Here is an 11,926-nt window from a genome sequence, read left to right as displayed (position 1 = left end):
ACGCCAGCAACTTAGAAAGGTAAAGAAACAGCAGCAGTGGATAGTGGCGACAGGAATAAGAGCTATGCAAAATAATAGATTTTAATAAGCACAAAAGAGGCTGCCCGAATAATCCGGACAGCCTCTTTTGCACATAGGGAAAAGGATTTTTTGTACCAGCCCCTGTTGTTGCTAGGCAGCATTTGCTTCTTTTTTGCGGATGTTCCTGAACCGCAGATATTTCTCAATAGAAACAATGGTAAATAAAATTACAGCCGCAGCAAATATACGAAGCAGTTGCATGGCATCCAGCGGGCTTGAATGAAACAACGTGTTCATGAAAGGCAGGTAGATAAACATCGCCTGCACCAAAAACATGGCCGCGATACCATAGTATACCCACATGTTCGAAAAGAACCCTATGGCCCGTAACGATTTTATAAGTGAGCGGCAGTTGAGCAGGTAAGCAGATTCTAACACCACAAACACAGTAGTTGCTACTGTTTGAGCTTCTGCCAAAGTAGCGCCGCGATCCATTTCGTATATAAACAAACCAAAAGCGGTGATCAGCATCACTACACCAACAAGGATCGAGCGCATGATGAGTCCTTTTGTAAGAATGGGCTTATTGGCCGGACGGGGCGGACGATCCATAATGCCGGGCTCCTTGGGCTCAAAAGCAAGCGTAAGGCCTAGCAGCGTAGAAGTGGTCATGTTTATCCAGAGTATCTGCACTGGCTGCACCGGAAGCTGCGATGCCAGTATAACGGCCAGAATAATAACGAGCGATTCGCCCAGGTTAGTTGGCAATGTCCAGACAATAAACTTGATCAGGTTGTCGAACACGCTTCTCCCCTCTTCTACCGCTCCTTCAATAGAGGAGAAGTTATCGTCGGTGAGTATCATGTCGGAGGCGTCTTTGGCTACATCGGTGCCTGTAATGCCCATGGCGATGCCGATGTTGGCCTGCTTAAGCGCCGGACCGTCGTTTACGCCATCGCCGGTCATGGCCACTATTTTGCCGCGGGCCTGCAGCGCCTTCACCAGCCGAAGCTTCTGGTCGGGCGATACGCGGGCAAAAACAGAGGTGGTTTCAGCTACTTCCTCCAATTCCTTGTCTTGGATCTGCTGAAGTTTCCTACCGGCTACAGCCACCAGTTTCCCGTTCTCTTTGCGTCCCTTCAGGCCTATCTGGCTTGCAATGGCAGAGGCTGTAATGGCATGGTCGCCTGTAATCATCTTCACATCTATGCCTGCCTTCTGGCATAGCCTTACAGCCTCCACGGCTTCCTTGCGCGGCGGGTCAATCATGCCTTGCACCCCCAGGAACACCATACCTGATTCCGTGTCGCTATGCTCGATGCCGGACTTGTCGCCCGGCGCTTCTGCCATTGCGAAAGCCAGTACGCGCAGGCCTTCAGCCGCCATCTCCTCCACTTGTTTCTGGATTTCCTCTTTGTCCAGGCTGGTGGTAGTGCCGTCGGGGTGCATAGCCTCTGTGCAACGCTCCAGCACCGCCTCCAGTGAGCCTTTCAGGAAAATTGCCGGATTGTCGCCGCCGTGCAAGGTTGCCATGTACTGGTACTCCGACTCAAACGGAATTGTATCCTGCCGCGGATACTCCTGCTCTAACTGTTCTTCCTTAAAGCCTGCTTTGCGTGCTGTCACAATCATGGCACCTTCTGTCGGGTCGCCTTCTGTTACCCACTGGCCTTCTTTTTCTTTAATAGAACTGTCGTTACAGAGCATCCCGGCTTTCAGGCAAAACTCAAGAGCCTGATTACCGGCCAAATCTGCCGTTTTGCCCTCTTCCAGCACCTCGCCTTCGGGGCGGTAACCCAACCCGTTTACTTCGTATACCTTGCCCCCGGCCGCTACTTGCTGCACCGTCATCTGGTTTTCTGTCAGTGTGCCTGTTTTGTCGGAGCAGATGACATTGGTGCTGCCCAAGGTTTCTACGGCCACCAGCTTGCGTATAATGGCCTTGCGTTTAGCCATCTTAGAAACACCAATCGCCAGCATAATGGTTACAACCACCGGAAGCCCTTCTGGTATAGCGCCAACCGCCAGGGCAATAGCCACCATAAATGTTTCCTCGAAGGCCATACCGCGTAGCAGCCCAATTACAAAAACAATAGCCGACAGACCTAAAATTACCCACAGCAGCAGGTTGCTAAACTCTTTTATCTTTAGGGTGAGGGGCGTGTCCAAGTCTTGGGCACTGGCTATCGACTGCTGAATTTTACCTACCTCGGTGTGGTCGCCGGTATCTACTACAACGCCTTTGCCGTGGCCATAGGTAACCACAGTGGAGGAAAAACCCATGTTCAGCCTGTCTCCCAGCACCACATCGGCAGGCACAGTACCTGTGTTTTTCTCTACTGAAACCGACTCTCCCGTCAGTGCCGATTCGTCTACCTTCATGTCGCGCACCTGCACCAGGCGCACATCTGCCGGAAACTTGTCGCCGGATTGAAGAATAACTATATCACCAGGCACCAGTTCCTGTGCATCGATGTTCTGCTTCTTGCCATCCCGAAGCACCTGCGCATTGGCGGTCATACTTTTAGCCAGGGCATCAATAGCTTCCAGCGCCTTCGACTCCTGTATATAGCCTATAATGGCATTGACGAGCACAACCGCAAAAATAACGGCAGAATCAATGTACTCTCCCATCACGATAGTGACAACCGTAGCCGCCAGCAATATGTAAATAAGTGGCTGATGAAACTGCAGCATGAAACGCACAATGGCGCTCTGCTTCTTTTTGGGCGTCATCACGTTGCGGCCGTATGCATCCAGTCGCTTCTCCACCTCGCTTATACTCAAGCCTCTTTCGGGAGCAACTTGGAGCAGTTCAATGGTTTCAGCAATTTCAAGGTTATGCCAATCGTATTGCTTGTTCTTGTCCATAGGTAAGCTACTCGTTCGTTTTTCTTCTGTTACATTCATTTTCGTGATGTTTTTTAGTCAGAAATCTTAGATATGATGGAAGTTAACGCACCGACATTAACACCATATTAATTAAAACAGCGATTGCTGCCAGGCAGATGATACAGTGCCTGAACCAGGCAGGCTGTTGCGGTTGGTGGGCAGGAAGCGTTTCAGAAGAGCGGCTCCATCGGTATGCTGGCCCAGTTGTGGTACCGTCCACCCGCCAGTATTGGCCACTTTTGCTTACGCCATTTAAGCCGCTGCGTTGGTTAGTAGCATCAAGTTAGGCAAATTAGATGCTCTTATAAATGACTTTCCTCATTGCCCGGCATGATATCCAGACTAGGTAACGCTCTCTTATACTGGGGCACCTGCCCGGTTTCTGACGAAGACTTGTACAAAAAAGTTACCTTGCCATGGTCATTGCCGTGATTTTCAGTATATTCTTATTGTTATGTAGGGTTTCTGCTTCTAAATATATAAGAAACTGAATTTCAGACACTTAAAAATCGAATTTAATAATATTTCAATTTGCAAAAAGCTAATAGCCAGATAGATGTATTTTTAACGCGGAAACCCTGATTCTAATAGCCTTTTTAGCTTTTTACATTTTTTACCTCACCAGCAGGAAGGTGTCGCTGTAGCAACCGCTCAAGTAAACTACAGGTATGAAGAAGCCTCTCCTGCTGCTGTGCTGCAAACTTATCTCTTCTGCACCGGCATCACATTTCAAAAGCAAATAGCTACCTTTGCGCCATGGTTTCACAGCGGCAATTGTTTCTGCAGCATGTAGCGCAGACATCAGACTTCCCTCTGATGATAGAGATAGAGAAGGCGGAAGGAGTTTATATGTACGGCACCGAAGGGCAACGCTACCTCGACCTGATTTCGGGTATCGGTGTGAGCAATGTAGGGCACCGGCACCCGAAAGTACTCCGGGCCATACACGAGCAGCTCGACAAGTACATGCACCTGATGGTGTATGGCGAATTTGTGCAGGGGCCGCAGGCACAACTGGCGCAGGCACTGGCTCAGACTTTACCGCCTCACCTGAACAACACTTATTTTCTTAACTCCGGCTCTGAAGCTGTGGAAGGAGCCTTAAAACTTGCCAAGCGCTATACAGGCCGCACAGAGCTTATATCATGCTACAATGCCTACCATGGCTCCACACAGGGCTCTCTTTCTATGAACGGCAGCGAGAGCTTTAAAAACGCTTACAGGCCCTTGCTGCCAGATGTACGGCACATCAGGTACAACTCGCTGGACGACCTGCAGCACATAACAGAACGCACAGCCGCTGTGCTTATAGAAACTGTGCAGGGCGAGGCGGGGGTTCGGGTTCCGCAGCACGATTACCTCCGGCACCTGCGCCAGCGTTGCCACCAAACCGGCACGCTACTGATTTTAGATGAGATCCAGTGCGGCTTTGGCAGGACCGGCACTTTCTGGGCGTTTGAGCAATTTGGAATAGCGCCAGATATATTGGTGTGTGCCAAAGGCATGGGGGGAGGTATGCCCATCAGCGCATTTATCTCTTCACAGGAAATTATGGCCGGCTTTAAAACAAACCCTATACTAGGCCATTGCACCACCTTTGGCGGCCACCCGGTAAGCTGCGCGGCTTCGCTGGCTACTATACAGGTTATTCTGGAAGAGCAGCTTACGGCAGATGTACAGCAAAAAGCGAACTTGTTTAAAGAACTGCTGGTGCACCCCCGCATAAAACAGGTACGGAACTGTGGCCTGATGATGGCGGCAGAGTTTGAATCGTTTGAGGTGCTGAAGGCGGTAATAGACCAGGCTATTCTGAATGGCGTACTCACCGACTGGTTCCTGTTCTGCGACAACTCCATGCGCATTGCACCTCCGCTTACTATTACAGAAGACCAGATAAGAGATTCCTGTGCCACCATTCTGCAATCGATAGATGTAGCAGCAGGCAGTTGATCTATAAATACCAATTCCATCGCTGCTTCATGAAATCCAGTATTGTACAACTTCGGAAAACAGGATACTGGTTACAAGATTCTTGCTGCATCATTTGATATAAATTCAATTTAACTGATGAAAAGCCGGACAAACCGCCAAGGCCTCGCAGCGTCTTTCAGATCTGCAAACCACCCTCCGGCAGACCTGTAGCTACGCTCCAAAACGATGCACAACGCTTGTTGTAAGGTTAAAGTAATAACTGGATTTCTTACTTTGCTAACTGTTAACAGTTAATTAGTCAGGCAATGCAGCAATTATTCTAATAAAATAAGACTCCAAAAGGATTTATGGCTATTTTTAGCCAAGGGTACCGCCTAGGAGGTATCCTGCCTTTGCCCGTAATTCAGGAAAACTGCATCTGTAGCGGGTAGTGGTTCGCTGGCTTTGTGGCTACTGGCGTGCCCTCCGGAGACAACATTTTTACCGCTGCAGGCAATCTTGTGAGGCAACTCTACGTAAAAGCCCAAGCTACACCCAACCACAAAAGCCGTAGCTCCGCTTTACTATTCTTGTGCTTATGGAAATAGCCCTTGTGCTCTCGCTGCTACTAATAGCTGTGATCTTGTTTGCCACAGAAAAGCTTTCGATAGAAATCGTGACGCTGATTATGCTGGTCGTTCTGGCAGCTGCCCGGATTATAACGCCTGAAGAGGCTTTTGAAGGCTTCAGCAGCGATTTTATTATCGTGATTGCCTCTATCTTTATACTAAGCGCCGCTTTGGAAGAAACCGGCATCCTGGATTTTGTGGTGCTGAGACTGGTGCGGCTGGCAACCCGCAGCACCAACCTGATGCTCTTTGTCGTGATGATGATGACCGGAGTTGTTTCGGCCTTTATGAACAACACCACTGTTACAGCCATGTTCATTACGCCACTCACCGGCTTATCTAAAAAGACAAACATAAGCCCCTCTAAATTACTGATGCCCCTGGCCTATGCGGCTATTCTGGGTGGCACCTGCACTCTTATCGGTACGTCTACCAATGTGGCAGTGAGTGGTTATATTGCCAAGGCGGGTATGGAGCCGGTAGGTTTGTTTGAGATATCGGCTATCGGTTTTATTATTTTCTTAATCGGAGTGGCCTATATGATGACGATCGGGCAGCGCATGCTCCCCGACAACCCCGAACAGCAATTAACTGAGGAGTACAAGCTGCAGAAGTATATGACGGAGATTGTGGTCATGCCAGATTCCCCACTGGTAGGCCAATTAATTTACGCATCTGATCTTTCTTCGCTCAACTTCAGAATTATTAACGTGATCCGCGGAAAAGACAATTTTCTACCCGACTTCCGCACCCAAATTCAAGAGAAAGATATTTTGCTGGTGGAAGGTGAAATTGAAAACCTGATTAAGGTGAAGGAAACCAAAGGCATAGAAATATTGGCAGACGTACTACTCGAGAGAGACCTGATGCCCAATAACATACGGCTTGCCGAAGCCATGATAACCCGTCAATCGGACCTGATAGGCAAAACCGTAAAGGAGTCGGAATTTCTGCGCCGCTACGGCTTGGTGGTGCTGGCGGCCTCGCGCTACGGCGAAACACTCAGAAGCAAAATTGGGAGCATACAGCTAAAACTTGGCGATGTGCTACTGGTGCAGGGGGCAACCGAACGGCTGGAGCAGATCAGGGGATCGCGGAATCTGGCTTTATTAGATGCCTTTGCACCGATCTTGTTTAAAAAACGGAAAGGTCTGCTGGTGCTTGCCTGTTTTGTGCTGGCCATACTGGCCGGAACGCTGGAGATCTTGCCACTCTCAATTGCTTTTTTGTCTGCGGCCGTTATTAGCATACTCTTAAACTGCATCAGCAGCACCAAAGCCTACAATGCCATAGACTGGCGCCTGCTGATCCTGATCGGAGGCATGTCGGCGTTTGGTACGGCCATGGAGAACTCAGGTGCTGCCGATTTCTTGGCAGTGGGCATCGTAGACCTGCTCGGCTCCTGGGGCAAACTGGCGGTGCTGTCGGGTTTTGTGCTGCTCACGGTCATCCTGACGCAGCCTATGTCTAATGCGGCGGCAGCGCTGGTTATTGTGCCGGTTGCCATCAGCACCGCCTTGGAAATGAACGCCGATCCGCGCTCTTTTGCTATTGCCATTATGCTGGCAGCCTCTGTTTCGCTGATTACACCATTTGAGCCGGCCTGTATTTTGGTTTACACGCCGGGCAAATACCGCTTCATGGATTTTATAAAAATCGGTTCTCCGCTTACCCTGCTCCTGCTGGTGGCCATTATACTGCTGGTGCCGTTTTTCTGGCCTCTAACTCCCCTGCCTTAAAACTGGTAAATTATCTTAAACTTAAACCTGCTATGCGTTTTATAAATAGATTGGCACCTGCTGTTATGCTACTGTTTTTTGCCTGCGGGCCAAAAGCCGATACCGTTACAACAGATAACATCTCCTCTCCTGACAGCACATCAGAAGCCGTGATTAATTCACCTAAAGACGGCACCGCTACCTCACCAGAAGATGAAAACTGGAAGCAGGTGCTGCCACAGGAGGTAAAAGCGCTATTAAACAGACGGTACCCTGGTTGGGAGCAGCCCGTGCTGGTAAAGGAGGTGGGCAGGCAAATGCCTCCTAAAGCCCAGGGCCCTTTACTTGTGAAAGCTGATTTTGACGGGAACAACAAAGAGGACCTGGCCCTGCAAGTAAGATACAAGGAAGAGGTGCTGATGCTCGCGTTTTTACAGCAGGAGGCAAGCTGGCAACTACATCAACTTAAAAAAGACATCCTATTCAATGAGCGGGGCAAACTGAAGAGCCCATTTTACCTCTACCTCGCCAAAGCCGGGCTTCGGGTTCGGAACGCCAACCACCCGCAACCCACTGCCACAAAAGTAGCAGCCATCGGCATAGGTTTAGACGACAATGTAACCGTTTTTGTGTATGAGGCAGGCTCCTTTCAGGCTTTTGAAGTAGTAGATTAAGGCAAAAGCATAGGCGCAACCCTTGGCTAAAAAGAAGTAGAAAACCTTTGGAAGGCTAAATTCATTTAGAATAATTGCCCCGCCTGCGCCTGGTATTTAGGATATTTAGCATCCTGATTTTACGGAATTTGAATCTGAAGAATTTAGAGAAACAGGACACAAGTATCCAGGCTTTTATGCTTCTGAAAAAATTGAAAAATCAGGCGTTTATTTCGGAGAATTGTATTGCAGTCTTAAGCAGAAAGCTGCTGCACGCGGTCTTATACGCATCTGCTCTTGCGCCACCTCCGGCAGACACGTTTTTAAAATTGAAAATAGGTGATCAGGAGCAGCGCGATCAGCACGAAAACAGAGCCGGCTCCAAGCGCTAAGGTACCTATTTGCAGGCTATGCTTTTTCTGGATAGAAGGAATGCCCATGTAGTTGAGGTTGAGGTTTGCCAGGTAAAAAACAATGGCAAGCACAAAACTGATAAACCAGAACATGCAGAAGCGCATTAAAAAATAAACCGGCAATGCTTTGTGCATGCTGGTCAGTGTCTGGTCGCGCATCAGGAAAACAGCGGCCAGTAGTAGCAGAATGCACCCATACGCCGCCACAATTACGGACACAGGAATTCGTACTCGTTTCATTTATCTGGTTTTAGTAAAAAAATGCCTGAGCCTCCTGCCGGATCATTTCGCGCGGCATACCATCTTTCACACCAATAGAAATTTTGCGAACCAGCACACCTACAATAGATTTTCTGAAGCCTAACTTCAGCGCCATGCTGTTGCAGAACTCCATTTCTTTCTCATCAATTATTCCGTCGGCGAGCATCATCTCCACCAGGTCGTAAATCTGGTCGAACCGTTCTGTATCGTTAGCAGGTGGCTTTAAGTCTATGCGATCCAGGTTCGACAGAATTTCCTGCACATCGTTTGCCTTCAGGCCATGCCTGGTGCCAATCGAAACAATATAATTCATCTCATCGGGGTCTACATGTCCGTCAACTTTTGCCAGAGCACCAAGGTTTTTAATGTGGCTCTTTAATCTCTTTGTTTCCTCGCTTTCAAAAAAACCAAACATAATTCGCTCTTTAAATGTACTAACAGAGTACTAGTATACGAAAATGGCACGAAAAACCTGCCAACAAAATTTATTAAAATATTTGAAAATGACACATGCAGGTGTTGCCAGGTAGCTCCTGGTGCAGCATACTTTCTGAAGCCGGCAACTGCCTTCTCATACGGCGATTATTCTTTTTTGGAGCTATACTTTGCCACCTTTTTTTAAGTTTAAATAAAAAAGGCGGCAATAGTTACTTCTGTTAATATTTTTCGCCAAATTGCTGGCTTAAAATTAAGAGATCAACTCCTCTACACATACCCACATCAACCAAACTATCAAATACTAAATCGTTTCACCCATGAAAAGAATTGGAGTTTTTACATCTGGAGGTGACGCACCCGGCATGAATGCCTGCATCAGGGCCGTAGTACGTGCAGCAGTATATAAAGGCATTGAGGTTTATGGCATCAGGCGCGGCTACAATGGCATGATCAGGGGGGAAATTTTCAAGATGGAATCTTCCTCTGTCAGTAATATTGTGCAACGTGGCGGCACTATTCTGAAGTCGGCACGAAGCAAAGAATTTATGACCCGCGAAGGCCGGCAGAAAGCCTTTGAGCAACTGCAGAATTTTGGCATAGAAGGCTTGGTGGCCATTGGCGGAAACGGCTCTTTTACGGGCGCTAAATTATTTTTCGATGAGTTCGGCATACCAACTGTAGGCGCGCCGGGCACTATCGATAACGACTTATTCGGAACCGACTATACCATTGGCTACGACACGGCCGTAAATACTGCCCTCGATGCCATAGATAAAATACGCGACACCGCCGACAGCCACGAACGTGTTTTCTTTGTGGAGGTAATGGGCCGCGACTCTGGTTACATTGCCATTCCGTGTGCCATTGGCGGCGGTGCCGAAATCGTGATGATTCCGGAAACAGAGACCACCATACCCAGCATTATCGAGGCTTTACGCACCGGCTGGAACCGCTCCAAAACATCTTCTATCGTTATTATTGCGGAAGGTGAAGTAGAAGGCGGCGCCATGAAAGTGGCAGCCAAAGTACAGGAAGCCCTACCCGACATGGATGCGCGCGTTACCATTATCGGACACGTGCAGCGTGGTGGTGCCCCAACTGCTTTCGACCGCCTGCTGGCCAGCAGACTGGGTATTGCCTGCGTAGAAGGCTTGTTAGATGGCCACAAAAGTGTGATGGCCGGCCTGATAAACTCGAAACTGGTGTATACGCCGTTTGAGGAAACGTTTACAAAAAGGAAACTGATTAACCCGAACTTTACCAAAATGGTGGAGGTGCTTTCGGTATAAACTCAAAATTTCTCCTACTATAAAGCCCTTCTGAAAGTAGCTGGACCCTTAGCTAAATTTGGCTCCAGACGCGTTGGAAGGGCTTTTTCATTAGAATAATTTAGGTGTAGAACTTATCATACCGAATCGTATTTAACCTTTTCCATAGTTTCGCCCTTCCCTTTCTACTCTGTCATTGGGGAGGTATTTCATCCGTCTTTTATGTAGGAGTTGCTGATTTGTTCTGTCAGCTTTACATGGAGTAGAATAGAAGCAGTTAAATTTATGAGTGAGGCGTTGAAGCTTTTTCATTCATCCGATATTGCTCCATTTCCAAATCTTCACATCTTCAAATCAAACAATCAACAACTAATAATCAGCAACCAACCCAATTATTTCAATGAAACTGCCCTTCAGAAGCATCTATTAGCTTTTTTGCTCAAGGGTCTGGTCTATAAATGCTAGTATTTGCTGCCATTGCCCCGGCTCAAACCAGGTGTACTCCGGGGTTTTGTTGAACCAGGTAAGCTGGCGTTTGGCGTAACGGCGGCTGTTTCGTTTCAGCAAACGCACTGTTTCTTCCCAATCTGTACGGCCATCCATAAAATCGAAAATTTCTTTGTAACCAACTGTCTGCAGCGCGTTATGCTCTCTGTAGTGATACAACGTTTTTACCTCCTCTAGCAGCCCTTGTTGCAGCATCTGGTCCATGCGCTGGTCTATGCGCTGGTAGAGTTCCTGCCTGTTGCGGGTGAGGCCTATTTTAATTATCTGGAATGGCCGCTCTGGCCGCTCCTGCCGCCTGAACCACGAATAAGGCTTCCCGCTAACCTGGCAAACCTCCAGTGCCCGCATAACACGCTGCGGATTTGCCCGATCTACCTGGTCGTAATAAACCGGGTCGAGCTGTTGGAGTTGGTGCAGCAAAGGTGCCAGCCCCTGCTGCTCGTAAAGTTTTGTGAGTTGGTCGCGGGTTTCCGGCGATGCATCGGGCATGGCATCCATACCCTCGCATACCGCCTGCACATAAAGGCCGGAGCCACCCGTGAGTATCACCAGTTCATGCTCCTGGAACAGCTTATCCAGCAGCTGCAACACATCCTGCTCGTATGCACCGGCATTGTACTCTTCGGTTATGCTATGCGAATCAACAAAATAATGCGGCACCCCCTGCTGTTCCTGCTGGCTGGGCTTGGCTGTCCCTATGGTCATTTCTTTATAAAATTGCCTGGAGTCTGCCGATACAATTACGGTGTTGTAATGCTTGGCCAGTTGCACGCAAAGGTCGGTTTTGCCTACGGCCGTAGGTCCTACCACCACCACTAAACAGGTTGCTTTTCCGGGGTTTTGTTTTTCCATAGTTGTTCGTAAAATCGCCAGAGTTTCTGTTCCTCTGCCTGCCAGTTGAGCTCTTGCCGGGCCACTCTGCAGTTCTCCTGTAGCTGTCGGTACAGGTCTTTATCTGTCAGGAGCAGGTTCAGCTTATCCTGAAGTTCCTGCACCTCGAGGCTGCAGGTAAGTGCTACGCTGTATTTCTCGTTGAGCTGCAGGTACTCCGGAAAGTTAATGACAAGTTGTGGTGTGGCAGCATGTATGTAATCGAAGAATTTATTTGCCAAAGAGTAGTAGTAGCTCAGGCCTTTGTTCTCGAGCAGCATAACACCAATGCTGGCAGTGCGCGTTACCTGCAGCAAATCGGCGGGCAGCAATTTCCCTCTGAAC

Annotated in this window: 10 protein-coding genes; 4 read left to right on the top strand and 6 right to left on the bottom strand. The window is 48.6% G+C overall.

Features of this window, described 5'->3' with window-relative positions:
* Positions 1-171 precede the first annotated feature (171 nt).
* Together FVR03_RS06025 and FVR03_RS24310 are read right to left on the bottom strand one after the other, a co-directional pair.
* The gene (locus FVR03_RS06025) at positions 172-2,931 is read right to left on the bottom strand and encodes a cation-transporting P-type ATPase (RefSeq protein ID WP_147920836.1); all 2,760 of its coding nucleotides are present in this window, start codon (positions 2,929-2,931) and stop codon (positions 172-174) included.
* 72 nt (positions 2,932-3,003) lie between these two features.
* Positions 3,004-3,150 carry a hypothetical protein gene (locus tag FVR03_RS24310; protein WP_187270056.1) on the bottom strand — a complete coding sequence of 49 codons (147 nt, stop codon included), beginning with the start codon at positions 3,148-3,150 and terminating at the stop codon, positions 3,004-3,006.
* Positions 3,151-3,669: 519 nt separating this feature from the next.
* Here FVR03_RS24310 and FVR03_RS06020 point away from each other — a divergent pair.
* The 3 genes from FVR03_RS06020 to FVR03_RS06010 all read left to right on the top strand — a co-directional run bounded on the left by FVR03_RS06020 (position 3,670) and on the right by FVR03_RS06010 (position 7,845).
* Positions 3,670-4,863 (top strand): aspartate aminotransferase family protein, encoded by a 1,194-nt coding sequence (locus tag FVR03_RS06020; RefSeq protein WP_147920835.1) that lies wholly within the window; start codon positions 3,670-3,672, stop codon positions 4,861-4,863.
* Positions 4,864-5,422: 559 nt separating this feature from the next.
* Entirely contained in the window at positions 5,423-7,192 is a 1,770-nt protein-coding gene (locus FVR03_RS06015; RefSeq protein ID WP_147920834.1) for an SLC13 family permease, read from the top strand.
* Positions 7,193-7,224: 32 nt separating this feature from the next.
* Positions 7,225-7,845, top strand: a complete 621-nt coding sequence (locus FVR03_RS06010; protein WP_147920833.1) for a hypothetical protein — start codon at positions 7,225-7,227, stop codon at positions 7,843-7,845.
* A gap of 302 nt (positions 7,846-8,147) precedes the next feature.
* Here FVR03_RS06010 and FVR03_RS06005 read toward each other — a convergent pair whose 3' ends face one another.
* Positions 8,148-8,477: a hypothetical protein gene (locus FVR03_RS06005; RefSeq protein ID WP_147920832.1), complete on the bottom strand. Its 330-nt coding sequence runs from the start codon at positions 8,475-8,477 to the stop codon at positions 8,148-8,150.
* Positions 8,478-8,487: 10 nt separating this feature from the next.
* A complete protein-coding gene (locus FVR03_RS06000) occupies positions 8,488-8,913 on the bottom strand; it encodes a tellurite resistance TerB family protein (RefSeq protein WP_147920831.1) in 426 nt (141 codons plus the stop codon).
* 340 nt (positions 8,914-9,253) lie between these two features.
* Here FVR03_RS06000 and pfkA point away from each other — a divergent pair, with 340 nt between their 5' ends.
* Positions 9,254-10,225 carry a 6-phosphofructokinase gene (pfkA, locus tag FVR03_RS05995; protein WP_147920830.1) on the top strand — a complete coding sequence of 324 codons (972 nt, stop codon included), beginning with the start codon at positions 9,254-9,256 and terminating at the stop codon, positions 10,223-10,225.
* A 405-nt stretch (positions 10,226-10,630) separates the two neighbouring features.
* Here the strand turns inward: pfkA and miaA are convergent, their stop codons facing one another.
* Both miaA and FVR03_RS24305 read right to left on the bottom strand, forming a co-directional pair.
* The gene (gene miaA / locus FVR03_RS05990; RefSeq protein WP_147920829.1) at positions 10,631-11,563 is read right to left on the bottom strand and encodes a tRNA (adenosine(37)-N6)-dimethylallyltransferase MiaA; all 933 of its coding nucleotides are present in this window, start codon (positions 11,561-11,563) and stop codon (positions 10,631-10,633) included.
* Positions 11,527-11,926, bottom strand: a 400-nt coding sequence (locus FVR03_RS24305) for a glycosyltransferase family protein (RefSeq protein WP_222707178.1), incomplete at its 5' end; no start/stop codon positions are given. The genes FVR03_RS24305 and miaA, both read right to left, overlap by 37 nt.

The organism is Pontibacter qinzhouensis, from assembly GCF_008017455.1.
Classification (GTDB): domain Bacteria; phylum Bacteroidota; class Bacteroidia; order Cytophagales; family Hymenobacteraceae; genus Pontibacter; species Pontibacter qinzhouensis.
This window is presented reverse-complemented; position numbering and strand designations above follow the sequence as displayed.

What these genes read in the sequence shown, in the direction of transcription:
- FVR03_RS06010 (WP_147920833.1), top strand. Translation starts at nt 7,225, where the DNA reads ATGCGTTTTATAAATAGATTGGCACCTGCTGTTATGCTACTGTTTTTT.
- FVR03_RS06020 (WP_147920835.1), top strand. Translation starts at nt 3,670, where the DNA reads ATGGTTTCACAGCGGCAATTGTTTCTGCAGCATGTAGCGCAGACATCA.
- FVR03_RS06005 (WP_147920832.1), bottom strand. Translation starts at nt 8,477, where the DNA reads ATGAAACGAGTACGAATTCCTGTGTCCGTAATTGTGGCGGCGTATGGG.
- FVR03_RS06000 (WP_147920831.1), bottom strand. Translation starts at nt 8,913, where the DNA reads ATGTTTGGTTTTTTTGAAAGCGAGGAAACAAAGAGATTAAAGAGCCAC.
- miaA (WP_147920829.1), bottom strand. Translation starts at nt 11,563, where the DNA reads ATGGAAAAACAAAACCCCGGAAAAGCAACCTGTTTAGTGGTGGTGGTA.
- FVR03_RS06025 (WP_147920836.1), bottom strand. Translation starts at nt 2,931, where the DNA reads ATGAATGTAACAGAAGAAAAACGAACGAGTAGCTTACCTATGGACAAG.
- FVR03_RS06015 (WP_147920834.1), top strand. Translation starts at nt 5,423, where the DNA reads ATGGAAATAGCCCTTGTGCTCTCGCTGCTACTAATAGCTGTGATCTTG.
- pfkA (WP_147920830.1), top strand. Translation starts at nt 9,254, where the DNA reads ATGAAAAGAATTGGAGTTTTTACATCTGGAGGTGACGCACCCGGCATG.